The following is a 24,177-nucleotide window of genomic DNA, read 5'->3' on the forward strand; positions in this document are numbered from 1 at the left end:
ACGGGGTGGATGACTCGAGGATGAACTCGAGGACTACTCGAGGATGAATGTGAACATCTCGAGACTATCCACGATCGGTGCACCGTTCGTCCACAGAGATTCCACGTTCTGCACATGCTAGTCCACAGGTGTGAGGATGTTTTCCGATCTCGAGATTCGGGATACCTCACAGGTGTGCAGAGCCTGTGCACGGACTGTGGACGAACGAAAACGGGCCCGGACTCGAGAGTCCGGACCCGTTCGATGTGAGTGTCTCCTTCAGCGCTTGGACCGCTGCTTGATGCGTGCCGTGAGCTCCTGCACCTGGTCGTAGACCTTGCGCCGCTCGGTCATCTCCTTGCGAATCTTCTTGTCCGCGTACATGACTGTCGTGTGGTCGCGGCCGAACGTCTGCCCGATCTTGGGCAACGACAGGTCCGTCAGCTCCCGGCACAGATACATGGCGATCTGCCGTGCCTGTGCCAGTGGCCGTGCCTTGCCGGGGCCGCACAGGTCGTCGATCGACGTACCGAAGTACTCCGCGGTCACGGCCATGATCGTGGCCGAGTTGATCTCGAGAGCCGTCGAGTCCGGGATGAGATCGCGCAACACGACCTCGGCGAGGGTGAGATCCAGCGGCTGCCGGTTCAGCGACGCGAACGCCGTCACACGGATGAGGGCACCCTCGAGTTCCCGGATGTTGCGTTCGATCCGGCTGGCGATCAGCTCGAGTACGTCGTGCGGGACATCCAGCCGGTCCATCCGGGCCTTCTTGCTGAGAATCGCGATGCGGGTCTCGAGTTCCGGCGGCTGCACGTCGGTGATCAGGCCCCATTCGAACCGCGTGCGCAGCCGCTCCTCGAGGGTCGCGAGCTGCTTCGGCGGACGGTCCGAGGACACGACGATCTGCTTGTTCGCGTTGTGGAGGGTGTTGAAGGTGTGGAAGAACTCCTCCTGGATACCTTCCTTGCCCTCGATGAACTGGATGTCGTCGACCAGCAGAATGTCGGTCTCGCGGTAGCGCTTCTTGAATGCCACCTTGCGGTCGTCACGAAGGCTGTTGATGAAGTCGTTCGTGAACTCTTCGGTGGAGACGTACTTGACCCGCATGCCCGGGAACAGCCGCTGCGCGTAGTGGCCGGCGGCGTGCAGCAGGTGGGTCTTCCCCAGGCCCGACGCACCCCAGATGAACAGGGGGTTGTAGGCGCGGGCGGGTGCCTCCGCGATCGCGACCGCCGCGGCGTGGGCGAACCGGTTCGACGCGCCGATGACGAACGTGTCGAAGGTGTACTTGGCGTTGAGGCTGCTGCTACCGCCCGACGGCGTCGGTGCGCTCGGGGCGGGCGGCTGGGTGAAATACGACGGCCACGACTCGCGGACGGCGGTGATGGCCTCCCGATCGTCGTCGACCTCCTCGAGTTCGCCGGCCTCCACCTCGAGCACCTCGTGGTCGAGGGACGACAGACGACAGTGCCGGAAGGGCTGAGCCATGTCGCGTGGGCTGGGCTTGCGGGTGCGGGGCTCGGCCGGCCGGGCATCGAGCGGCAGCCCCTCCAGGGGCAGGGTGTCGCGCGGGACCGCGTACGGGTCCTCGCCGGGGTCGCCGGTCTCCTCGGTCGCTTCGATCCGCACTCCGAGGCCTTCCACACGATGGCCCAGATTACGGTTGAGCGAGCGCAGGATCGGCTCGCGCAGATCCCGCTCGATGGCCTCCTGCGCGAACGACGACGGGACCGAGAGCAGAGCGAATCCCTGTGCGAGGGTCAGCGGTTTGACCAGCGCAAGCCATGCTTTCTGGCCTTTGGTCAGCGCACCGCCGTCGGCGGTGAGTTCGGCGACGACGTCCGACCACACATCGGCCAGCGCGTTCGGCTCGTCGGTCACGTAGCTGTCCTCCACAGTTCCTGGGTTCGAGTTTCCACACAATTATCCACAGGTGTGGACAAGCATCGTGTCACGCCCTGCTGCGGGTCGCGGAGGTCGCAGGGCGCTGGTGAACGATCTGTTCGAGTGAACCGGCGGGTCCGGGGGACGCCCGATCGGCGGCGGGGTCGAGGCACCCCTGTCGATGCACCCCGTGGGACCGCGGCTTACCGCTTCGGTCAGGGTCGTTCTCGAGTGAGGCACGAAACCGGCGGGCGGGCACATCGCCGGTGGCACGGCAGCACACATCGCCGGTGACCCGGCAGCGACAACAGTCGGTGGTGCGCGTGAACCTTCGTCCCCTGCGAAGCCATGAGGGGAGCCTACACCGCAGGTGACCGTCGTCACATGCATTGCGTGACATGGGGAACCGCAGGCAGGCGGCGTGTCGGGTTGCGTCCGCCGAGGTGGCGCGGTTTGATTTCGCACCCCGCTCCGAGTAGCCTCGAACAGTCACTCATACGGCAGTGACGGATCCGTGCTGCGTCGCTGCACAGCCGCGTTCGGTACGGGTCATGCGATTTCCGAAAATGTTAGACCGCTGACGCCTGCGGGCGTCACAGAACTTCGAGGAGTGTCGACCGTGGCCAAGGGCAAGCGGACGTTCCAGCCGAACAATCGCCGCCGCGCGCGCGTTCACGGCTTCCGTCTCCGGATGCGCACCCGTGCGGGTCGCGCGATCGTGTCGGCGCGTCGCCGCAAGGGCCGCGCCTCCCTCACCGCCTGATCCCGGTAACGGGAGCTCGGGGTGCTGCCTGAGCCGCACCGCCTGCGCCGTCGCGCGGACTTCTCCGAGACAGTCCGCCACGGGCGCCGGCAAGGTCGGCGCGATCTCGTCGTACATGCGATCGAGAGGGATCGGTCCGAGTTCGTGGTGAACAGCGACGGCCCGCGTTTCGGGCTGGTCGTGAGCAAGGCTGTCGGGCCGGCGGTGATTCGACATCGAGTCGCCCGCCGGCTTCGTCATATCTGTGCCGGCATCGTCAACGACGTTCCGTCCGACGCCGACATCGTCCTTCGTGCTCTGCCCGGTGCGGCCACCGCGACCTCCCGCGATCTCGAGCGTCAGGTTCGCTCCGGTCTCACCAAGCTCGGCCTGTTCGCGGACTCGGGGCAGTCGGCATGACTGCCGCCTGGTCGAAGATCCGCTCGGCGCCGGCCCGGGCACTGATCTTCTGCATCGAGCTGTACCGCACGTACGTGTCGCCGACACGGATGCCGACCTGCAGATTCACTCCCACGTGCAGCGAATACGCCGTCGAGGCGTTGCGCACGCGAGGGGTCGTCGTCGGATCTTGTCTGGCGATCGTGCGACTGCTCAAGTGTGCGCCCTGGCACCCTGGTGGGTGGGATCCGGTGCCCGAACGTCGGCCCCGCTCCCCCGGCCGAGTTCTGGACGGGCGAGCGTAGACCTGAGACCGACGCCGTGGGTGGCGATCATGGACGACCAGAGGAGTACACAGAGCCGTGCTCGACTTCATCTACTATCCCGTGTCCTGGATCCTGTGGGTCTGGCACAAAGTTTTCGGTGCCATCCCCTTCCTCGGTCCGGACAGCGGTGTCGCATGGGCGCTGTCCGTGGCGTTCCTCGTGTTCACGCTGCGGGCGATCCTGTACAAGCCGTTCGTCAAGCAGGTCCGCACGACGCGGCAGATGCAGGAACTGCAACCGCAGATCAAGGCGCTGCAGAAGAAGTACGCCAACGATCGCCAGCGGCAGGCGCTCGAGATGCAGAAGCTCCAGAAGGAGCACGGCTTCAACCCGCTGATGGGCTGCCTGCCGGTTCTGCTGCAGGTGCCGGTGTTCATCGGCCTGTTCCACGTGCTGCGGTCGTTCAACCGCACGGGCACCGGCATGGGACAGCTCGGTCTGGACCCGGTAACCAATGCGCAGATCGGTAACTACGCGTTCAGCCCGGAGGACGTGCAGTCCTTCCTGAGCGCCCGCCTGTTCGGCGCCCCCATCTCGGCGTGGATCACCCAGCCGATGGCCTCGCTCGAAGCATTCGCACCGTTCGGTGGTATCCCCACCCGTTGGCAGATCGCCGCGGTCGCGATTCCGCTCATGGTCATCGCCGGTATCGCCACGCATTTCAACTCCCGCGCGTCGGTTGCGCGGCAGAGCGCCCAGGCCGCTGCGAACCCGCAGGCCGCGATCATGAACAAGCTGGCGCTGTACGTCTTCCCGCTCGGTGTGCTCGTCGGTGGCCCGTTCCTGCCGATCGCCATCCTCATCTACTGGGTGAGCAACAACATCTGGACCTACTGCCAGCAGCACCTCGTCTTCCGCAAGATCGACCAGGAGGAAGCCGAGAAGAAGGCGGCTGTGGTCGCGCGTCGCAACGAGAACGCGCCGAAGCCGGGCGCTCGGCCGGATCGTGCGAAGAAGAAGGGCGCGAACCCCGCCATCGCCGACAATCCTGGAAGCGACGAGAACGAACTGTCTCTCGAGAAGCCTGTGAGCGACGAACCGGAGAAGCCCGCGGGCGGATCCGGGTCCACGACGGCGAAGAAGCAGGGCGGCTCCAAGAACTCCAAGCGCAAGCGGCGCTGACCGAAGTAGAAGAGGGCGAACCATGGCCAGTGACCTGGACAAGGCACAGGAGGACATCGACGTGACGGCCGATTCCGCGAAGCTCGACGCGGACCTCGACACCGAGGACGACGACTACCTGGTCGAGGAAGGCGAAATCGCCGGCGACTACCTCGAACAGCTTCTCGACGTGCTCGACTTCGACGGTGACATCGACCTCGATGTCGAGGGCGATCGCGCGGTCGTGAGCATCGACGGCGGCGCCGACCTGACGAAGCTCGTCGGCCGGCAGGGCGAGGTGCTCGACGCGCTGCAGGAACTGACCCGGCTGGCGGTGCAGCAGGCCACCGGTGAACGCAGCAAGCTGATGCTCGACATCGCCGGTTGGCGTGCGGGCAAGCGTGCGGAGCTGACCGAGCTCGGCACGGCCGCCGCGAAGCGCGTCCTCGAGACCGGTGAGCGCGAGTCGCTCGCACCGATGACACCGTTCGAACGCAAGATCGTGCACGACGCCGTGGCCAAGATCCCCGGTGTGTCCAGCGAGAGCGAAGGCGCCGAGCCGCAGCGTCGCGTCGTCGTCATCAAGGACTGAGCGCCACAGGCATTCGGTGAGAATCGACAGCGGAGGGGCACCGACGGTCACGTCGGGCCCCTCCGTTCGTGTGTGACCCCGGTGTTCCGGGGCAATGGGCGGTAGGGAGAGGATGTTTCACGTGGAACATGACGAGGAACGCGTCCTCGAGGTCGCGCATCAGGTATTCGGCGAGCGGTTCGCTCTCGCCCAGGAATACCACCGGTCCTTGTCGACCGACGGCGTCGAACGGGGTCTCATCGGACCCCGTGAAGTCCCGCGGTTGTGGGACCGGCACCTGCTCAACTGCGCGGTGCTCGGTGAGCTCATCGAGAAGGACGAGAGCGTCGTCGATGTCGGCAGCGGTGCCGGACTCCCCGGCATTCCGCTTGCAATCGCGCGTCCGGATCTGCACATCACGCTCGTGGAACCGCTGCTGCGTCGCTCCGTCTACCTCGCGGAGTTCGTCGAAACACACGGACTCGAGAACGTTCTGGTCGTGCGCGGGCGCGCCGAACAGCCCGGGGTTCTGCAGGAGGCGGGTGGCGCGGACGTCGTCACGTCCCGTGCGGTTGCCCCCCTCGCGAAGCTTGCCAAGTGGTCGCTGCCCCTGATTCGGGTGGGTGGCCGGATGCTCGCCCTCAAGGGAAGCTCCGCTGCCGAGGAAATCGAACGCGACCGGGACGAACTCGAACGACTCGGTGCCGGCCATCTCGAGGTGCTCGAGTGTGGCGTCGGATTGCTGGAGACACCCACCATCGTGGTGAAGGCCGAACGGATGGCACGCCAGCCGCGGCGGCGCAAGAAGAAATAGACGCGCACGTTCCACGTGAAACATCGACCCCTCCCCTACCCCACCGGGTGGCGGAGGGGTCTTTTCGTGCCACCGAATTCCTGTGGTTCGTGTTGCTACCGAACTCGAGGTTCGACACATACGAGAAAACCTCGAGTCCCTCGAGCATCTCGAGCTCGAGTAATTCTCTCGAGATCTTTCGGGACGACTTCGGAACGCCGAATGAGGCGAAAACGGTCGCGTGCGCGGTGGTACCGGGAGGTCGATTTCATTTCGTCACTGTGACGCCACTTTCGGGTGCTGCAACTCCGGATCGCCATGTTTGTATACCGAAATCTTTGAAAGCCAATAGATTTGGCTAGATATCTGTCGAAAGTTGTTCCTGCAAAGAGGCTTTCGATGGATCGTCCTATCCGCCCGCGGTGGAGCGGTGACGGGCACCTCGGCGACAGCTCTCGGAGTGTCGTGTTTCACGTGAAACACGGGCGCGGCCCCGCCATGTTTCACGTGAAACAGAAAAGTCGGCAGTGTCACCGTGTGGCCCTAGAATGCGGGATGGAATACTGAACGAAAAGAGGGGACCAATGCGACGGCGGTGGTTCGACGGACCTCGGGCGTCGCATCGAGATGTGCAATCTCGCGCCTCAACCACGTCAACGCCGACCGTCCCGGGTGCGGGTCGACGATAAAGGAGCGTTCAATGTCGGGTGGATCCGAGTCTGCTGTTTCACGTGAAACCGAAGCTATCGACGACGAATTCTTCCCGGTGCCGTTCGACGGAATCTCCGCGGCGGACACTCCGATCGGGGCCGCAGCCCATCGCGCGAGCCAGGTCCTCCACCCGAGCGCCGCAGACTCTCTGCCGAAGCCGACCGAACGACGGATCTTCACCGTCGCGAATCAGAAGGGCGGCGTCGGCAAGACCACGTCGACCGTGAACCTTGCCGCCGCGCTCGCGGTCCAGGGGCTGACGGTGCTCGTCGTCGATCTCGATCCGCAGGGCAACGCCAGCACCGCGCTCGGTGTCCCCCACTACTCGGGGGTCGCGTCGAGCTACGAGGTGCTGCTCGGTGAGGTGAAGGCGTCCGAGGCGGTCCAGCAGAGCCCGCACAGCGAGAGGCTGTTCTGCATTCCCGCGACCATCGATCTGGCCGGTGCGGAGATCGAACTGGTGTCGATGGTCGCCCGCGAGAACCGGCTGAAGAACGCGCTGACCGCCGCTGCTCTCGGTGATCGCGACTACGACTACATCATCATCGACTGCCCGCCGTCGCTGGGTCTGCTGACCGTCAACGCGCTCGTCGCGGCGAAGGAAGTGCTCATCCCCATCCAGTGCGAGTACTACGCCCTCGAGGGCGTCGGTCAGTTGCTGCGCAACATCGAACTCGTCCAGTCGCATCTCAACCCGGAACTGCACGTCTCGACCGTGCTGCTGACCATGTACGACGGTCGCACCAAGCTCGCGGATCAGGTCGCGGCCGAGGTGCGAGCCCACTTCGGGGACGCGGTCCTGAGGTCCGTCATTCCCCGCAGCGTGAAGGTTTCCGAAGCTCCCGGGTACGGAATGACCGTGCTCGACTACGATCCAGGTTCGCGCGGTGCGATGAGCTATCTCGACGCCGGGCGCGAACTGGCGGCGCGAGGTCACGACAAGAATCAGGGGAACGAATGAGCGCGACACGCAAGGGAGGTCTCGGACGGGGTCTGGCGGCGCTCATCCCGACCGGGCCGGTCGAAGCACCCCCGGTACCCGCGCCGGCTCCTGCCGGGACCGCGACGGCACCGACGGCACCCGCTCCCTCTGCGCCGGCTCCCGCCGGGAACGCGCCGAGCAAGAACAACACCACAGGCAAGACCGCCGCGGCGCGTAAGGCGAGCGGTGTGTCCGGCATGACGATCCCGTCGAGCGGCCTCGGATCCGCCGCCGCCGACGTGATCATCGGCGACGGAACCACACACGCTGCGTCCCCGGCGACTGCTTCGACGGAGCAGCCCCTCCCCTCCCCCACCGGAGCGGTGTACGTCGAGGTGCCGATCGACCGGATCGAGGCCAACCCGAAGCAGCCGCGTCAGGTGTTCGACGAGGAGGCCCTCGCCGAGCTGGTCCACTCGATCCGCGAATTCGGGCTCATGCAGCCCATCGTGGTCCGCCGCACGGAGGGCGACCGCTTCCAGCTCGTCATGGGCGAGCGCCGCTGGCGGGCCTGCCAGGAGGTCGGCCTGGAAACGGTCCCGGCCATCGTCCGCGACACCGACGACGACGCGCTGCTGCGCGACGCTCTTCTCGAGAACATCCACCGCGTCCAGCTCAACCCGCTCGAGGAAGCCGCCGCGTATCAGCAGCTGCTCGAAGAGTTCGAGGTGACCCACGAGGAACTGGCGTCGCGCATCGGACGGTCGCGGCCCGTCGTGACCAACATGATCCGTCTCCTCAAGCTTCCGGTCGCGGTGCAGCGCCGGGTCGCCGCCGGAGTCCTGTCCGCCGGGCACGCGCGGGCGCTGTTGTCTCTGGAGGCCGGTGCCGACGCTCAGGAGGCCCTGGCGGCCCGCATCGTCGCGGAGGGCATGTCGGTGCGTGCCACCGAGGAGGCGGTGATGCTCGCGAACCGTGGTGACGGTCCCACCGCCGCGCCGCAGCGTCGCAAGCCGATCCAGATGCCCGGTCTGCAGGATGTCGCGGAGCGGCTGTCGAACTCCTTCGACACCCGCGTCACCGTGAGCCTCGGCAAGCGCAAAGGCAAGATCGTCGTCGAGTTCGGATCGGTCGACGATCTGCAGCGCATCGTGACGATGATGGAGTCCCAGGTCGATCCTTCTTGACGGGCCGCCCATGCAGGACGACAGTCGAGAATACGGACGTGGAGGCGAAGTAGACCGGTGTCGACTCGAGTCACATCACTCACGCTGAGTGGAATCGACCAGTTGCCGGCGCACGCGCGGCGCTGTGTGTTCTGGGAGATGGATCCGGGGGCGGTCCGCGGTGCGCGCGATTTCTGCGATCCGGAGTTCGAAAAGGAAGCGTGGCTGTCGATGGTCATGCTGCAGTGGGGTTCGTGCGCGCAGCTCGCGACGGTCGACGACAAGCCGGCCGGCTGCGCGTTCTATGCTCCGCCCAACATGGTTCCGCGCGCGCAGCTGTTCCCGACCTCGCCGGTCAGCGCCGACGCGATCCTGCTGACGAGCATGCGGATCGAGCCGTACGCCGACGACCTGGATCTGGGCAGTCAACTGATCCGCGCGGTCGTCGACGATCTGGTCCGGCGCAATGTGCGCGCCCTGGAAGCGTTCGGGATCCGGGCCACCGAGGATGCCGAGCAGAACAGCGGGGTGCCGACGGCGACGGCGGCACTCGACTGCTCCCCCCTCGAGTGCATGATCCCCGCCGATTTTCTGGAGGACATGGGCTTCGAGGTGGTTGCCCCGCACCCGCGCTTCCCCCGGCTTCGCCTCGAACTGAATCGGGATCACGGGTGGAAGGAAGAGGTCGAGGCCGCGCTCGACCGGCTGATCGAGGCCGCGTCGATCACCATCGCGGAACTCGACGGGTCCCGCACCCCGGTCGGAGCGCGCTGACGCGAACGCACTGTTTCACGTGAAACAAACACCCCGCCGGCCCGAGGCCGGCGGGGTGTTTCGTGTTCGGGGTGGACCGCGCTCAGCGGGTCTCGGTGATCGACAATTCCTCGGCGAGCAACTCGGCGAACGTGTAGGTGCCCGTCGGCTGGTCGTCCTGTCCGAGCAGATACAGACGCTTGACGGCGATGAGGATCGCCTCGGCGATGACGTCGCGCGATCGCGGATCCGAAAGCAGCGCCGCGTCCTGCGGGCTGGTGAGGTAACCGAGGTCGATCTGCACCGTGGGCATGTTGGTCAGTCGCAGCAGGTCCCACGTGCGGCCGTGGCTGCGGCAGTCCTGCAGCGAGGTGCGGGCGACGATCTCACGCTGGATGTAGCCGGTGAGGACCTGACCGATCATCGACTCCGAGCCGTGCGCGTTGCCGTAATGGAAGCTGGCGATGCCGCGCGCCGCCGGGTTGGGGCTCGAATCGCACCGCAGCGAGATCATCAGGTCCGCGCCGAACGCATTCGAGGTGCCGGCGCGTTCGATGTCCGTCGGGTTCGCGTGGTACGGCCGCGACAGGAACGTCTCCATGCCGGTGGCGGCCATCCGCCCTTCCAGCCGGCGGGCGAGGTCCCACAGGATGTCCGCCTCGGAGATCACACCGTGGCGGCTGCGCACGATCACGCCGTGATCCTTGCCGCCGAGACCGGGATCGATCACGATCCGCTTGCCGCTGAGTTGTGGGCCGGAGCGGCGGACGATTTCCTCTTCGCTGATCGCGTGCGGTGAACCACCGGAGACGCGGGTGCCGAGCAGTTCCAGCGCGCGCAGTGTCTCCGGACCACAGATGCCGTCCGAGGCGAGGCCGATCTCCCGCTGGAAGGAACTGAGCGCTTCGTGGGTGCGGGGCCCGAAGTAGCCGTCCACCCGGTCCACGTAGAACCCGAGGTCCTGCAGGCGGGTCTGCAGCGCGGCGACGTCGTCCCCGTACAGCGGAGCCGACAGTTGGTAGATCAGTGTGCGGGCGCCGAGCCGGTACGACGCCTCCTTCAGCGACCGGTAGGTCGCGGGGCCGACAATCCCGTCGACGAGCAGCCCCCGCTGCTGCTGGAAGGCGCGCACGGCACCGTCGAGTTCACGGTCGAAGACGACGTCGGAGCCGACCCAGTCCCGCGAAGCGGTGGCGTCGTGGAGGAAGCCCAAACCGGCAAGAGTGCTGCGGATCTCGGCGACAGCGGGGCCGTGGTCGCCGTGACGCAGTCGGTGCATGTCTCGGGCCTTTCCGTGCTGACCTGATGGTGCCCGCAGGGCAGGCCGCATCGCTCGATTGTCGCAGATGCGCCCGGAACAGGAGAAATCCGGGCGCATCCGTGGCGAAGGTGTCGTGTCCTTCGCCGGGCGTCGATCGGTGGGACGCTACTACAGAACGTCACCCAGGTCGCGCAGAAGCGCAGCCTTGCCCTTGGCGCCGACGATCGTCTTCACCGGCTTGCCACCCGAGAACAGGATCATCGTGGGAATCGACATCACCTTGTAGTCCTGGGCCGAGGTGGGGTTCGCGTCGATGTCGAGCTTCGCGACGGTCAGCTTGTCGCTGTGCTCACCGGCGATCTCCTCGAGGACCGGGGCGACCATCTTGCACGGGCCGCACCAGGTGGCCCAGAAATCGACGAGGACCGGCTTCTCGGACTGCAGAACGTCCTCGACGAACGAGGAATCGGTGATGGTGATGGTGTTGGCCACGATGTCTCCTAGAAATTCGGATGGGCGAAGCGGGGGTGTCAGGCCTCTGCCGAGGCTGTCGCTCAGGCCTCTGCCGAGGCTGTCGCTCAGGCCTCTGCCGAGGCTGCGGACAGGTCGGCGGCCGCATGCTCGGCGAGCCAGCGCTCGGCGTCGATGGACGCGGAGCAGCCGGTGCCGGCCGCGGTGATGGCCTGCCGGTAGGTGCGGTCGACCAGGTCGCCGGCGGCGAACACGCCCGGGACGGACGTGGCCGTGGTCGGCGACTGCACGAGCACGTAGCCGGCGGCGTCGCGGTCGACCTGACCGGCGACGAGGGAGCTGCGCGGGTCGTGTCCGACCGCGACGAACAGGCCCGTGACGGCCAGGTCGCTGCGCTCGCCGGTCACGGTGTCCTCGAGGACGAGGTTGGTGACGCTGTTCTCTCCCTGCACCTCGACGACCTGCGCGTTGGTGACGAAGCGGATCTTCTCGTTGGCGCGGGCACGCTCGAGCATGATCTTCGATGCGCGGAACTCGTCGCGGCGGTGGATCAGCGTGACGCTGCGCGCGAAGCGGGTGAGGAAGGTGGCCTCCTCCATGGCGGAGTCCCCGCCGCCGACCACGGCGATGTCCTGGTCGCGGAAGAAGAAGCCGTCGCAGGTTGCGCACGCACTGACGCCGCGGCCGAGCAGCCGCTCCTCGCCCGGGACGCCGAGGTAGCGCGGCTCCGCGCCCATCGCCAGGATGATCGCGCGGGCCTGGTAGGTCTCACCGTTCGCGACGACCGTCTTGATCGGACCCGTGACGTCCAGTTCGTCGACGTCCTCGGTGCGGATGTCGGCGCCGAAGCGCAGCGCCTGCTCACGCATCTGCTCCATGAGCTCGGGGCCCATGATGCCGTCCTTGAAACCGGGGAAGTTCTCGACCTCGGTCGTGGTCATGAGGGAGCCACCGAACTGGGTGCCTTCGAAGACGAGGGGCGCGAGTTCGGCGCGGGCTGCGTACACCGCGGCCGTATATCCGGCCGGTCCCGAACCGACGATGATGAGGTCGTGAATCGTGGGCGGAGTGGTCATTCGGGCCTTCCGGTTCGTCTGTGACTGGTGGTGCGATGCGCGTCGGTGTGCAGCAACGAAAGAAACAACACCAGGGTAAAGGGTGTTGTTCCGCCCGCGCCGTGCGTCACACCACACTCTGTCCGTTCGGGCCCGTTCGTCGTCCGCTGCCGGGGCGGAACCACTCCCCTCCCCCACTGTGCAGAGACACCGCTGCCACCGTGCAGTGACACCGCTGCCACCGTCCGCAGGCGGGCGGTGGCAGCGGTGTCGCGGGAGCGGATCAGACCGTCTGGGGTGCCTCGCGGAGCGCTTCGCGGATCACGCAGTGGGTGCCGGAGTAGATGGTCGGCATGCACTTGTTGCAGTGGATGCACAGACCTTCGTCGGCCTTCTTGTCCCGGAACTTGTTGACGACGTCGGGGTCGCGCAGCAGTGCCCGGCCCATCGCGACGAAGTCGAATCCCTCCTCGAGGGCGTTCTCGATGGTGTCGAGCCGGTTGATGCCGCCGAGCAGGATGATCGGCAGTTTCAGTTCGGAGCGGAACTGGCGCGCTTCCTTCAGGAAGAAGCCTTCCTCGAAGGGGTAGGTCGGGAAGATCTTGGGACCGTAGAACTTGAGACCCCAGCCCACGATCTTCGGCTGCGAGGCCACGAACTCCTTCAGCGGGACCTCGCCGCGGAAGAAGTACATGCCGTTGAGCAGCGAGCTGCCGCCGGTCAGTTCCATCGCGTCGATGTGGCCGTCGGCTTCGATCATCTTGGCGATGGGCAGCGACTCGTCGAGCCACAGGCCCTGGGGGACGCCGTCGGTCATGTTGAACTTCGCGATGACCGCGACCTTGTCCCCGACGGCCTTGCGCACGGCTTCGAGCACGCGGCGCGGGTACGCGCTGCGCTTCTCGAGGGATCCCCCGTAACGGTCGGTGCGCTTGTTGAGGTTGGGGCTCATGAACGAGCTGAGCAGATAGTTGTGCCCGAGGTGCACTTCGACGGCGTCGAAGCCGGCCTCGACGGCGTTGCGGGCGGCGTTCTCGTAGTCCTCGACGACACGGTCGAGCTGTTCGAGGGAGGCCCCGCGGACCAGGCCCATTCCGGGCGCGCTGATGCGGGTGGACGGGGCGAGCGATTTGGTGCCGTTGGAGATCTGGTTGGCGACGAGACCCGCGTGGCCGACCTGGGCGGAGGCGAGGCCACCTTCGGCGTGCACGGCGTCGGTGAGGCGGCGCAGTCCGGGGATGCTTTCGCGGTCGAGGACGACGGTGTCGCGATGGACGCGACCTCCCGGGGAGACCGAGCAGTAGGCGACGGTGGTCAGCGCCGTGCCACCGCGAGCCACCTCGGCGTGGAATTCGACGAGTTCGTCGGTGATCGCGCCGAGCGGCATGACCCCTTCGAAGGTGGCCGCTTTGACGATGCGGTTGCGGAGCGTGAGTGGTCCGAGTCGAGCCGGTTCGAACACTTGGGGTCGCGACGGAGACATGGCCCTACTTTCGATGCCAGTGGTATCGTAATTGCCGTTCAACTATAGCCCTGCGCGATGGTCTGGATCACATCGCATACGGAAAGATACAACCTGTATGTCGCTGGCCGCACCCGGACGCCCCCGCGAACCCCGAATCGACGCCGAAGTACTGGCCGTGACCCGAGAAATGCTGGTCGAGGTCGGCTGGGAACGTCTGAGCATGCGGGGCATCGCCGCCCGCGCCGGCGTCGGCCGCGCCGCCCTGACCCGCCGCTGGTCGAGCAAGGAACATCTCGTGCTCGACGCACTGCTCGGTTCCGCGCCGGATCTCGAACCGTACGACGGCATCGATCGGCGCGGATGGATCGAATGGGTGGTCACCGGCAGCGCCGAACTGTTCTCCCGCCCGGACGTGCGGGCCGCGCTCCCCGGACTGCTCACCGCACTCCGCGACCACGAAGATCTGCGGAATACGTTGTGGCGCACCTTCAGTGGCCCGAGCACCGCGTTGTTCTCCGACGGTACCGACCGGGACCCGCTCGATGCGCTCGCCGTTCTCGTGATGGCCGCGGGCTCCGCGTTGTTCAGCAGCCTCATCGCCGCGGAGGACGATACGCCCGCGCTGCGGGCCCGGATCCTGGAACTGCTGCTGCCCGTGGCGGATCGCTGATCCCCGACCTCACCCGATCGAGGTCACGTACAGAGTTTCGGGATGTGTTGCGTCGCAACCTGTTCCGACGACCACAGCGGTGAGCTGCGGCGGGACCTCGCCCGGCACCAGCAGCACGACCGCGTCCCGGTCGCCGTACTCGATCGTCCTGGACCCGAGCACCGGCCCCGCGGGGTCGATGCCGTTCGCGGCCAGGCAATCGGCGAGCGCGCGATCGTCGGACAGCGGCCCGAGATCGGTGGAACCGACCAGGCTGCGCAGGGTGTCCGGTTCGAGCGCCGCGGCGTCGTCCGGGCCCTCGGCGATCGGCGTGACCGGTCCCTCGGTCGAGGAATCCGGGCCCGGGAAACCCACTCCCCCGACGACCACGACCGCGACCACCGCGACGACGGCCGCGGCAGCACCGACCACCGCACCCGCGAACATGCGACGACGGCGCCGGTGGGCCCGGACGGCACCGAGGACCGCGTCGTCGAGTCGCATCGCCACCTCGGCCGGCATCGGCTCGCCGGGCGCATCCGGATCCGCGAGCCCGCGCAGGCGCTCCTGCACGGCGTCGAGGGCGTCGAGAACGGCCATGGCGTCGGAGTCCTCGCGCACCAGCGGCCACAGACGCTCGGCAACCTCATCGTCGAGCGCGCCTGCGTGAAGGTCGGCGAGCAGGTCCGCAGGGTACGGCGGACGCAGCAGTTCGCCCTCGTTCATGCGAAGTCCTCCTCGGCGGTTCGGTGCCCTCTCGAGACAATTAGACGGTCCGGACTCAGGTTCGGTTCCCCGGGTCCTGCAGATCGCCCAGAAGTACTGCCAATTTGTAGCGTCCGCGTGCGCAGCGGCTCTTCACGGTGCCCTCCGGGACACCGAGGCGCCGGGCCGCCTCCCGAATCGAGTACCCCTCGATGTCGACCGTGACCACCGCGACCCGCTGATCGTCGGGAAGAGCCTCGAGAGCGGCCTCCACATCGAGTGCGGTCTCGACCTCGGCGATGTGGTTGCGTTCGGTTCTCGGTTCGTCCCCGTCCTCGAGATAGAGAGGAACCGTGGGCCGGGCCCGGTTCCGGCGGATCCGATCGAGACACGCATTCACGACGATCGTGTGCAGCCAGCTCCGGACCGCCGCGTCCGCCCGGAACGACGAGGCGGTGCGGTGCGCCGACAACAGCGCCTCCTGCAGTGCATCCGCCGCGTCCTCCGGCGAATAACTCGTTCGCCGGGCGACTTTCCACAGATGGTCGTAGTGTCGGCGCAGCAGTGTTGCGAACGCCTGGTCGTCCCCGGCCGCATGCGCTGCCAGTAACTCGGCATCGGACACGGCGATTTTTGCGATCCCCCCGAAAATTCGCACGCGCGGATGGTATCCGATCCGCCCGCGGAATCTGCGGTGAGCGAAGCGGTTATTCGCTTGCGGTGAAGGTGACCTCGGCGATCGTGCTCTTGTTGCTGCCGCCGCTGGTGGCGAGGTCGGTGATCCACAGCAGCACGTTCGACGTCCTGCCCTCCGCGCTGATCGGGATTTCCGTGGTACCGGAACCCAGAGTGGCCGAACCGATCACCTGCGTCTGATCCAGCGACGCCTGATCCGAAGGCGCACTGCGGATTTCGACGACGGTGCCCGGATCGTCCGTGGTGACCGAGACCGATTGCAGCGCTACCGGATCGGCGAGACCGAACATCAGGCCGACGCCGTTCTTGAGCGACGGGAACGGATCGAAGTACGCGTCGGTGCTCCACTGTGTGCCGGGATCACCGTCGATGGCAAGGGACGCCGTCGCAGGCGAGTCCGGAGTGCCCTGCGGCGAGAACACCTCGACCGAGGTAGCCGAGACCGGGCCGGCCGGGGCCGGTTCCTCCGCCGGTGCCGCCGCTTCGGGGGCGGGCGTCTCCGCGGTCGGAGTGAGCCCGAACTCCTGACTCGTGAGCGGTTCGTCGGAGCTGCCGCCGGCCAGGAGATTCGCGATCCACCAGCCGATCAGCGCGAGCAGCACCACGGTCGTGATGCCCAGTCCGACGAGCGCCATGAGCATCCGCTCGGAGCGCTTCTTCTTCTCGGCGAGCGCTTCCGGATCGGAGAGTGCGTGTGCCTCGGCGGCCGCCCGCTGTCCCAGTCGCAACGCCGGGATCATGTCCGTCTTCTGGTCGACGACCGAAGCCTGGTCGAGGATGTGCTGCACGGTCGCCGCGGTCCGGATCCCGCCGTCGTTCTGGAGCGCCCGCACCGCGACCGCGGAGATCTCGAAGGGCACCTCGGGCCGCAACGCGCGCGGTTCGACGAGCGCGCCGTCGGCACCGTGGTCGGCCGGCGCCATGCCGCCGATGGTTCCGCCCGCCGGTGCGGGGGCTCCCGACGCCGCCACGTCGGGCAGCGGCCACCTGCCGGTGATCAGCCCGTACAGGCCGGCGCCGAGGCCGCGCACGTCGGACACCGCGTCGGAGTCGGCGAACGTGGCGGGGAACGCGAGGACCGCGTCGCCGGCGACACTGATGCGGATGCGGTCGGGATGGTCGATCGACAGGGCGCTGCCGGCGCGGTGGGCGGCCTCCGCGGCCGCGGCGAGCGCGCGCACGGCACGGGCCGCGCCGATCGGGGACGGCTCGGTCCCGGACATCTCCCGCAGCGACCGGCCCGGCGTCCACTCGGAGACGACGATGCCGCCCGAGCTGCCGCGGACCACGTCGAGGACGCGGGCCAGACCCGGCGAGCTGATCCGGCCGAGACGCAGCGTGCGGGACAGGATGGCCTGCGGTCCGTCGGGGCCCGTGACGTTCGCGGACTGCTGCTCGGCGTCGACGAACGTCAGCGCCACCTCGCGGTCGAGCTTGACATCCTGGGCCTGCCAGAACCGCAGCCCCCGGGCACCGCCGTGCGGGGCGAGCAGTCGATAGCGGCCACCGGCGACCGAGGCACCCGGAATGAGCTCGGGTCCACGCATCGGCGCCCGCGGTGCCGAACCGGAGACCCGCAGCGGGGGAAGCTGCGGCGACCCGATCGGGATGACCCCGGTGTCGTAGTTGGGGTCGCGTTTCGGACGGGCGGCGCTCTTCGGCGCGGGGGGCTGGACCCGGTCGGTCGACGGGTTCGGCTTCGCGACACCCTCCGGCGGCGTGGCCTGCGCGTTCTTCGCCGCGGCGGACTCGTCCGCCGGTGCAGCGTTCGCCTCCGGGGGGACGGCAGCATCGATCGTGGACTTGCCGGCAGCGTGGTCGTCGCTCACCCTGACTCCTTCTTCTTCGACTCGTCCACCTGGCGCGCGGAAACGGGCACCGCTCGGACCCGGGAACCGCTGCAACCCGTACCGCGAGGGCCGAACCTGCTGGTGACCAGGGTACGGGAGGTGCTGCTGAGCATCGAGTTCCCCAGGCCGGTCCCGGATGACAGGGATGACTTCTGTGATCGCGTCGTACGGGGAACCGCCGTACGAGAGGTAATCGAGGCGCGGCAGTACGACGGTCTTCTCGGCGTCGCTCTCCGGGTAGCGGCGGCGGGGCGCGGCCGGGGGATTCGCCGGCAGCACCCGGGTCGGGTCGGCCTCGGGGACCTCGGCGACCTCGGGGGCGCCGCGACCGCGCAGCGCCTCGACCTTGCGCCGGACCGCGGCGACGATCGCGAGCACTTCGGGCACCTTGAGCACCCACATCACCGTCAGCGCGACGAGGATCATCAGCACCCCGGTGATGCCCACCCGGACGATCGATCCGATGCCGCCGAAACGCTCGCTCAACGCGTCGAGCTGCAGCAACCGGTCCGCGAGCAGGATCGCCGCGGCGGCCGCGGCGGACGCGATCACCACGTTCCAGACGGTGCGGCCGACGTTCGACATCTGCAGATTGCCGAGCGTCCGATGCAGCAGGAAACCGCCGATGCACGCGCCGACCGTGAACGCGATGCCGGTGGCGACACCGAGCAGCAGCACCACGTGCTCGTTGTCGCTCGCCAGGGCCGGTGCGAGAGCCGACAGGACGACCTTGACGGCCGTGATCCCCAGGATGATCCACGTCGGCGTCCACGCCTGCTGGCGCGCGTAGAACACCCGCAGGTGGATCAGGACCAGCGAATACGGGATCAGCGTGAACGCCGACCAGCTCACCGCCTGCCCGAGCAGGTCGGCGTTCACGGAGCCGAAGCTGCCGTACCCGTACAGGGCGGTGCCGATCTGAGGTCCCGCGATCGTGAAGAACGTGACGATCGGGATCAGCGCGATCATCGTCAGACGCGTCGCGACGGACAGGTCGTCGACGACGGCCGGGGTGTTGTCGTCGGCGGCGTTGCGGCTGAGCCGCGGCATGATCGCGGTCAGCAGCGTCACGCCGAGCACGCCGTACGGCAGCTGTAGCAGGGCCCACGCGTTGTTGTAGATCGCCGGACCGGCCTCGTCGGCACCGGAGGAGATGTGGGTGGCGAAGACCGTTCCCGCCTGGCTGATCAGCACGTACAGCACGATCGCGGCGGCCATGCCGCCGAACTGCCGCAGCCGGTCGTCCAGGCCCCACAGCGGCTTCAGGCTGATCTTCTCGCGCCGCAGCGCCGGCACCAGCGACAGTGCCTGGGTGACGACACCGAGCGTGACACCGATGCCGAGCAGAAGCAGCTTCGGATCGCTCATCCGCACCGGATCGAGCGTGATCTCGCCGGGCAGCACGAAGTACAGGACCAGCACCACGAGCACGACGAGGTTGTTGAGCACCGGCGCCCAGGCGCCCGGTTTGAACACCTGCCGCGTGTTCAGGATCGCCGTGAGCAGCGCGGACAGGCCGTAGAACAGGATCGCCGGCAACAGCAGATAGGTCAGTGCCGTCGTCAGCGTGGTCGAGACCTCGCCGTCCGCGTCGAGGAAGAACCGGGTCACCAGGAACGAGGCCGAGGCGGTCGCGAACAACGCGGCGACGGCCAGGACCGTCAGCGACATCGTGAACAGACGACGGACGAAGGCCGCACCGCCGTCCGGGTCCTCCCGTTCCGCGCGGACCAGCACCGGCACGACGATCGAGGTGAGCACGGCGCCCAGCACCAGCTCCGAGATCATGTTCGGGATCTGGTTCGCGACCGTGAACGAACTCGCGACACCCGCACCGAGCAGAGTCAGCAGCAGGACCTGCTTGAAGAACCCGGTGATGCGGCTCATCAGTGTCGCGATCGCGATGGAGCCGGATGCGGCGAGCAGACCGGAGGTCTTCCGTGACTCGGAAACGGCGGACTCGGAGGCGGCGCCGGAATCCGCAACATCGGCCGACACGGCCTCGGTCGAGACAGCTCGGGTCGACACGGCCTCTGCCTCGGCCGACGCGCCGCCGGGCATGGGCGTCGCGCGACCGTCGCGGGTCGGGTTCCCGGTCATCGCTTCTCGTACCCTTCGTCGGCTGGATCCGGTTCACCGCGGAACCGGTGCAGGAGTCGCCGCCCTGCAAGGAACAGCAGGAGCGCCCCCGCACAGCCGGTGACGATGGCGAGGATCTGGCCGTACGCATTGGAACGTACCGTCACACTCGTCGGCGTGCCGAGAGACAAACCGGACTCGGTGGTGAGCGCGAACTCCACACCGAGCTTCCGCGAGTCGCTGATCTGCGTGGGCACCGTGAGAGTGCGGCTCCCGCGCGGCGGCAGCTGGGTCGGCCCGATGTCGGTGATCTCCATCTCCGGGGGCGCGTCCACGTGCAACCGCACGGTGATGCCCACGGGCAGATCGTTGCGCGCGACCAAGACTAGGGGACTCTGCTCCGAGGTCAGCGTGTAGACACCGCCGGGTGAGAGGACCGTCACGCCCGCGAACATCCCGTCCACTGCGTCGCTGACGGCCCTCGACCGCGTGTAGGCGGCGTGTTCGGCCGCTCCCGGATCGGGTCCCCGGCGACCGGCCAGGCTCATCGACCGCAGCAGGTCCTCGCGCAGCGGAGCCATGAACATCTGCGGGGTGAGCTGGGCCTGCGGGTCCTCGACCAGCGCGAGTTGCAGCGCGTCGAGTCGCCCGGCCTGTTCGGCGGCGTGCCCCACCACCACGTTCGACGCACCGTCGACGATCGCCTGCTCCGGATACGACAGCAGCACGGTCTCCGGGGCGTTCACGGTCGCCGCCGCGGCCCCGACGACCTGCTCGAACGGACGCGGCACCGCGAGCCCCGCCCGGATGAGGGTCTCGAGCAGCGACAGCATGTCGGTGGCCTCGTCCTCGGTCGGGGTCCACGTCTGCGGCGGCGCGAACAGCACGGAACGGTTCGCCGTGCCGTCCTCCCACCCGTTCGCGTCCGATCCGTTCAGCGCCGGCCACGCCAGAGCGCCCAGCGCGTCCTGCAGGCGAGCGGTCGCCGAATCCTCCCCGAGTTCGTAGCGCGCGGACTCGGGCACGAAGGACGGCGTCGACGGGCGGTCCCCGACGGCGGCGAGCGCCGCGGCGGCCGAGCTGTCGAAGAGTGCGGCGGTGAGTCCGTCCACGCCCGAGACGCGCGTGACGGACGGTGTGGCCGAGGAGGTGTCGACCCCGCTGTCGGCGAGAAGTGTGGTCACCGGGCCGTCCTGGGCCAGCAGCAGCCCGGCCTTCTCGGTGAGGACACCGGAATCCGGCCACACGACGCCCCGCATCGACGTGACGCCGAGGATGTTGTCGACGATGTCGGCGGGCGCGGTGAGCCCCGCCGCGGCGAGCGTGTCACCCGCGGGCGACGCCGCGGCGACATCGGCCAGCGCGACCGGATCGACCTGGGCGAACGGCACCGCGACGGTGCACGTCGACGATGCGAGGGCGCGCAGCCGGGCCAGCCAGTCGATCGCCGCCTCGGTGCCTGCGCCGTCGCTCGCGTCACCCAGCGGATCGGCCGGGTCGTCGACGACGAGGTAGCCCCGCGTCATGTTCGCCACGGTCACCAGCAGGTCCGGGTCGATCGCCAGGCACAGGGCCCCGCCGAGCCGGCCCTGGTCGGCGCCGGCCACCGATTCCGCGGCCCTCAGCAGACCGTCGAGGCGGCCGCCGGACGCGAGGGACGTGGCCAGTTCGTCGTCGACCAACCGCACCGGGTCGGTGACGGATCCCGCCACCCCCGCCGCGAGCCGCGGCTCGTCGGCCAGCGGCCACAGCATCGTCACGACGGCGGGATCGCCCTGCGTCGGTGACACCGGCGGAAGGTCCTCGCCGTCGTCGGGCACCGCGAGGACCGGGAGCAGGAACCGGGCGTCGTCGAGCCGCGCCTCCCCGCCGTACTCGGGGGTGCCGTTGACGTTCACCAACAGCGGATACACGCCGGGCGTGTCGATGCCGAGCGACGGTTCGGCCGCCGAGCGCAGCGGCATCTCCAGGCTGAAGTGTTCTTCCTCGCCCTGTTCGAGCAGGTCGTCGACCGCTTCGAATTCGCCGACCGTGTCGTAGCCGCTCTGGTCGAGGGTGAGGGAGGTGCGCAGTTCGGTCGTATCGGCGACCATCGGTGCGCGTTGTAACCGCACGGCGATGTCCGAGACGTCCCGGTCGCCGATGTTGCGCACGGTCCCGGACACCTTCACCACCGGTTCGCTGCCGTCGGTCACGACGGACGGGGTGACTTCGTCGATGAGCAGTTCCAGGAATCGGGAGGACTCGGTATCGGCGCGTGCGGTCGCTCCGCCGAGCGTCCCGAGTATCACGGTGCCGCCGATCGTCGCGAACACGAGTGCGAGCACGACAAGCACCGCAGCACCGGCCCGGTGCATCATCAGGGTCATCCGAGACGGGCCTCCGGTCCGCCGGTGCCGAGCCGCCACGCGGAGGTCATCTCGGCGATCAGTTGATCCGCGACGTCGGCGAGTTTGCGTTCGTCGGCATAGGCGAGCCGCGACCGCAGCTCGGTCAGGGGCACCCACGCGACCTCGGTGACCTCGATGTCCGCGTCGGACAGTTCGCCACCGAGGTAGCGGAGCAGATAATGATGCACGGTCTTGTGCACGCGGCGGCCTTCGGTGACGAACCAGTAGTCGATACTGCCGAGCTCGGCGAGGACCTTGCCGCGGATGCCCGTCTCCTCGTGGACCTCGCGCATGGCCGTTTCCTCGGCGGTCTCGCCCTTCTCGATGTGCCCCTTCGGCAGCGACCACAGCAGCCGGCCGCGCCGGTCGGTCCGGCCGATCAGCGCAGCGCACAGCTGCTCGGGCGGGCCACCGAGCCCGTCGACGACCAGTCCCCCGGCCGACGTCTCGCGCACCGTCCTCAACTGGGGTTTGGCAGGATTCGCCGTGGATTTGGCGGGGTTCGCCCCCGAGCGGACGGCTGATCCGCCGCTGCCGCCACGCCGCCGCGAGCTGCGGCGGTTCCGGTTGGCACGTTCGGCGGGTGACACCTTGTCGATAGTAGTTGGCGTGAGGTGGCTGCCGGCCGAACCACGCGTTTGCCCGCCTCGGTAAGGTTCGAAGACGTGAACTCTCCCTCCGCAGATGCCGATCGGCGCACCCGGTTGCTGGCCGGCGCCGATGTCACGCTGCGTGCCCTGTCCGACGTGCTGGCGCCGCTCGGTGAGCGTTTCGCCGCCGCCGGCCACGAGCTGTACCTGGTGGGTGGCAGCGTCCGCGACGCCCTGCTCGGCCGCCTCGGTACCGACCTCGACTTCACCACCGATGCGCATCCCACCCGGGTCCAGGAACTGCTCCACGGATTCGTCGATCACCAGTGGGACACCGGCATCGATTTCGGGACGGTCAGCGCCGTCAAGGGTGTCGAGCAGATCGAGATCACCACGTTCCGGACCGACGCGTACGACCGCGTCTCCCGGCATCCCATCGTCGAGTACGGCACGCGACTCGAGGACGACCTCGTCCGCCGGGACTTCACCGTCAACGCGATGGCGGTGCGCATCGGACCCGACGGCGTCGGGGAGTTCGTCGACCCCCTCGGCGGAATGGAGTCGCTGCTCGCCGGGGTCCTGGACACGCCGGCGTTGCCGCAGGACTCGTTCCACGACGATCCGCTGCGGATGCTGCGCGCGGCCCGGTTCGTCTCGCAACTCGGCTTCACCCTCACCGAACGGGTGCACACGGCGATCGAGCAGATGGCCGACGAGATCCTGCGTATCAGCCCCGAGCGGGTGCAGGCCGAACTCGACAAGCTGATTCTCGGCGACTACCCGGTCGACGGCATCGAGTGCATGGTGGAGACCGGACTCGCGGACCGGGTGCTTCCGGAGATCCCCGCGATGAAACTCGAGATCGACGAACACCACCAGCACAAGGACGTCTACTGGCATTCGCTGACGGTGCTGCGGCAGGCCATCGACCTCGAGGACGGCGACCCGGACCCGGTGCTGCGCTGGGCGGCGCTGCTCCACGACATCGGCAAGCCCGGCACCAAGCGCAACGAGCCGGGAGGCGGGGTCAGCTTCCACCACCACGAGGTGGTCGGCGCGAAGCTCGTGCGCAAGCGTATGAAGGCCCTGAAGTATTCGAAGCAGATGGTCGAGGACGTCGGGCAGCTCGTCTACCTGCACCTGCGGTTCCACGGCTACGGCAAGGGACAGTGGACGGACTCGGCGGTGCGCCGGTACGTGCACGACGCCGGGCATCTGCTGCCGCGGCTGCACAAGCTGGTGCGCGCGGACTGCACGACACGCAACAAGCGTCGCGCGGCCGCGTTGCAGGCGACCTACGACGACCTCGAGAAGCGGATCGTCGCGCTGGCGGAGAAGGAGGACATGGCCAGAGTCCGTCCCGACCTCGACGGGAACGCGATCATGGAGATCCTCGGGATTCGGTCCGGTCCGCAGGTCGGCAAGGCCTGGAACTACCTCAAGGAACTGCGCCTGGACCGCGGTCCGCTCGGGCCCGACGAGGCGGAGGCCGAGTTGCGGCGGTGGTGGGCGGAGCAGACCGCCGGCTGAGCCGGGCGGTCGCGACTCCGGCCGAGCCGGACAATTACGACTCCGGCCGAGCCGGACAATCGTGACAGTTCGGGACTGTTTCGGGT

At 68.0% G+C, this 24,177-nt stretch carries 21 protein-coding genes; 11 read left to right on the forward strand and 10 right to left on the reverse strand.

Annotated elements, in window-relative coordinates; genetic code table 11:
- Positions 1 to 258: 258 nt before the first annotated feature.
- Complete coding sequence (gene dnaA, locus ACWDUD_RS17390) at positions 259 to 1,863, reverse strand: chromosomal replication initiator protein DnaA (RefSeq protein ID WP_450110101.1); 1,605 nt, start codon at positions 1,861 to 1,863, stop codon at positions 259 to 261.
- Positions 1,864 to 2,485: 622 nt separating this feature from the next.
- Between dnaA and rpmH the strand changes: the two genes are divergently transcribed.
- From rpmH to ACWDUD_RS17435, 9 genes are all read left to right on the forward strand, one after another.
- Positions 2,486 to 2,629 carry a 50S ribosomal protein L34 gene (gene rpmH, locus ACWDUD_RS17395; RefSeq protein ID WP_006550910.1) on the forward strand — a complete coding sequence of 48 codons (144 nt, stop codon included), beginning with the start codon at positions 2,486 to 2,488 and terminating at the stop codon, positions 2,627 to 2,629.
- A 21-nt stretch (positions 2,630 to 2,650) separates the two neighbouring features.
- Positions 2,651 to 3,028, forward strand: a complete 378-nt coding sequence (gene rnpA, locus ACWDUD_RS17400) for a ribonuclease P protein component (RefSeq protein WP_197257101.1) — start codon at positions 2,651 to 2,653, stop codon at positions 3,026 to 3,028.
- Positions 3,025 to 3,312 (forward strand): membrane protein insertion efficiency factor YidD, encoded by a 288-nt coding sequence (yidD, locus tag ACWDUD_RS17405; protein ID WP_248674550.1) that lies wholly within the window; start codon positions 3,025 to 3,027, stop codon positions 3,310 to 3,312. The genes rnpA and yidD overlap by 4 nt, the downstream gene beginning before the upstream one ends.
- A 57-nt stretch (positions 3,313 to 3,369) precedes the next feature.
- Positions 3,370 to 4,455, forward strand: coding sequence for a membrane protein insertase YidC (gene yidC, locus ACWDUD_RS17410; protein WP_450110102.1), 1,086 nt, complete (start codon positions 3,370 to 3,372; stop codon positions 4,453 to 4,455).
- 22 nt (positions 4,456 to 4,477) lie between these two features.
- A complete protein-coding gene (locus ACWDUD_RS17415) occupies positions 4,478 to 5,026 on the forward strand; it encodes a Jag family protein (protein ID WP_248674546.1) in 549 nt (182 codons plus the stop codon).
- Between the two features lie 112 nt (positions 5,027 to 5,138).
- Entirely contained in the window at positions 5,139 to 5,819 is a 681-nt protein-coding gene (gene rsmG, locus ACWDUD_RS17420; protein ID WP_450110103.1) for a 16S rRNA (guanine(527)-N(7))-methyltransferase RsmG, read from the forward strand.
- A gap of 679 nt (positions 5,820 to 6,498) precedes the next feature.
- On the forward strand, positions 6,499 to 7,470 hold the full coding sequence (locus ACWDUD_RS17425; protein WP_248674542.1) for a ParA family protein: 972 nt from the start codon (positions 6,499 to 6,501) through the stop codon (positions 7,468 to 7,470).
- Positions 7,467 to 8,618, forward strand: coding sequence for a ParB/RepB/Spo0J family partition protein (locus ACWDUD_RS17430; RefSeq protein ID WP_450110104.1), 1,152 nt, complete (start codon positions 7,467 to 7,469; stop codon positions 8,616 to 8,618). The genes ACWDUD_RS17425 and ACWDUD_RS17430 overlap by 4 nt, the downstream gene beginning before the upstream one ends.
- Positions 8,619 to 8,675: 57 nt before the next feature.
- Positions 8,676 to 9,371 (forward strand): GNAT family N-acetyltransferase, encoded by a 696-nt coding sequence (locus tag ACWDUD_RS17435; protein WP_450110105.1) that lies wholly within the window; start codon positions 8,676 to 8,678, stop codon positions 9,369 to 9,371.
- An 82-nt stretch (positions 9,372 to 9,453) separates the two neighbouring features.
- On the opposite strand, the gene ACWDUD_RS17440 is transcribed toward ACWDUD_RS17435, so the two are convergent.
- From ACWDUD_RS17440 to ACWDUD_RS17455, 4 genes are all read right to left on the reverse strand, one after another.
- The gene (locus ACWDUD_RS17440; RefSeq protein ID WP_450110106.1) at positions 9,454 to 10,629 is read right to left on the reverse strand and encodes an N-acetylmuramoyl-L-alanine amidase; all 1,176 of its coding nucleotides are present in this window, start codon (positions 10,627 to 10,629) and stop codon (positions 9,454 to 9,456) included.
- 150 nt (positions 10,630 to 10,779) lie between these two features.
- Entirely contained in the window at positions 10,780 to 11,103 is a 324-nt protein-coding gene (gene trxA, locus ACWDUD_RS17445; RefSeq protein WP_197256365.1) for a thioredoxin, read from the reverse strand.
- An 86-nt stretch (positions 11,104 to 11,189) separates the two neighbouring features.
- Positions 11,190 to 12,158: a thioredoxin-disulfide reductase gene (trxB, locus tag ACWDUD_RS17450; protein WP_450110107.1), complete on the reverse strand. Its 969-nt coding sequence runs from the start codon at positions 12,156 to 12,158 to the stop codon at positions 11,190 to 11,192.
- 262 nt (positions 12,159 to 12,420) lie between these two features.
- On the reverse strand, positions 12,421 to 13,620 hold the full coding sequence (locus ACWDUD_RS17455) for an NADH:flavin oxidoreductase (RefSeq protein ID WP_197256369.1): 1,200 nt from the start codon (positions 13,618 to 13,620) through the stop codon (positions 12,421 to 12,423).
- Positions 13,621 to 13,717: 97 nt separating this feature from the next.
- Between ACWDUD_RS17455 and ACWDUD_RS17460 the strand changes: the two genes are divergently transcribed.
- On the forward strand, positions 13,718 to 14,272 hold the full coding sequence (locus ACWDUD_RS17460; RefSeq protein WP_450110108.1) for a TetR family transcriptional regulator: 555 nt from the start codon (positions 13,718 to 13,720) through the stop codon (positions 14,270 to 14,272).
- Positions 14,273 to 14,281: 9 nt separating this feature from the next.
- On the opposite strand, the gene ACWDUD_RS17465 is transcribed toward ACWDUD_RS17460, so the two are convergent.
- Genes ACWDUD_RS17465 through ACWDUD_RS17485 form a run of 5 tightly spaced genes read right to left on the reverse strand, consistent with a single transcriptional unit; the run spans position 14,282 to position 22,561 of the window.
- Positions 14,282 to 14,977 carry a hypothetical protein gene (locus ACWDUD_RS17465; RefSeq protein ID WP_450110109.1) on the reverse strand — a complete coding sequence of 232 codons (696 nt, stop codon included), beginning with the start codon at positions 14,975 to 14,977 and terminating at the stop codon, positions 14,282 to 14,284.
- A gap of 55 nt (positions 14,978 to 15,032) precedes the next feature.
- Positions 15,033 to 15,614: an RNA polymerase sigma factor SigM gene (gene sigM, locus ACWDUD_RS17470; protein WP_450110110.1), complete on the reverse strand. Its 582-nt coding sequence runs from the start codon at positions 15,612 to 15,614 to the stop codon at positions 15,033 to 15,035.
- Between the two features lie 49 nt (positions 15,615 to 15,663).
- A complete protein-coding gene (gene murJ, locus ACWDUD_RS17475) occupies positions 15,664 to 19,602 on the reverse strand; it encodes a murein biosynthesis integral membrane protein MurJ (RefSeq protein WP_450110111.1) in 3,939 nt (1,312 codons plus the stop codon).
- Positions 19,599 to 21,950: a DUF6049 family protein gene (locus tag ACWDUD_RS17480; RefSeq protein WP_450110112.1), complete on the reverse strand. Its 2,352-nt coding sequence runs from the start codon at positions 21,948 to 21,950 to the stop codon at positions 19,599 to 19,601. Before ACWDUD_RS17480 ends, murJ begins: the two co-directional genes overlap by 4 nt.
- Positions 21,947 to 22,561, reverse strand: coding sequence for an NUDIX hydrolase (locus ACWDUD_RS17485; protein WP_450110113.1), 615 nt, complete (start codon positions 22,559 to 22,561; stop codon positions 21,947 to 21,949). Before ACWDUD_RS17485 ends, ACWDUD_RS17480 begins: the two co-directional genes overlap by 4 nt.
- A 75-nt stretch (positions 22,562 to 22,636) precedes the next feature.
- Between ACWDUD_RS17485 and ACWDUD_RS17490 the strand changes: the two genes are divergently transcribed.
- On the forward strand, positions 22,637 to 24,091 hold the full coding sequence (locus ACWDUD_RS17490; RefSeq protein ID WP_450110114.1) for a CCA tRNA nucleotidyltransferase: 1,455 nt from the start codon (positions 22,637 to 22,639) through the stop codon (positions 24,089 to 24,091).
- Positions 24,092 to 24,177 lie beyond the last annotated feature (86 nt).

The organism is Rhodococcus sp. NPDC003382 (genome assembly GCF_053589135.1).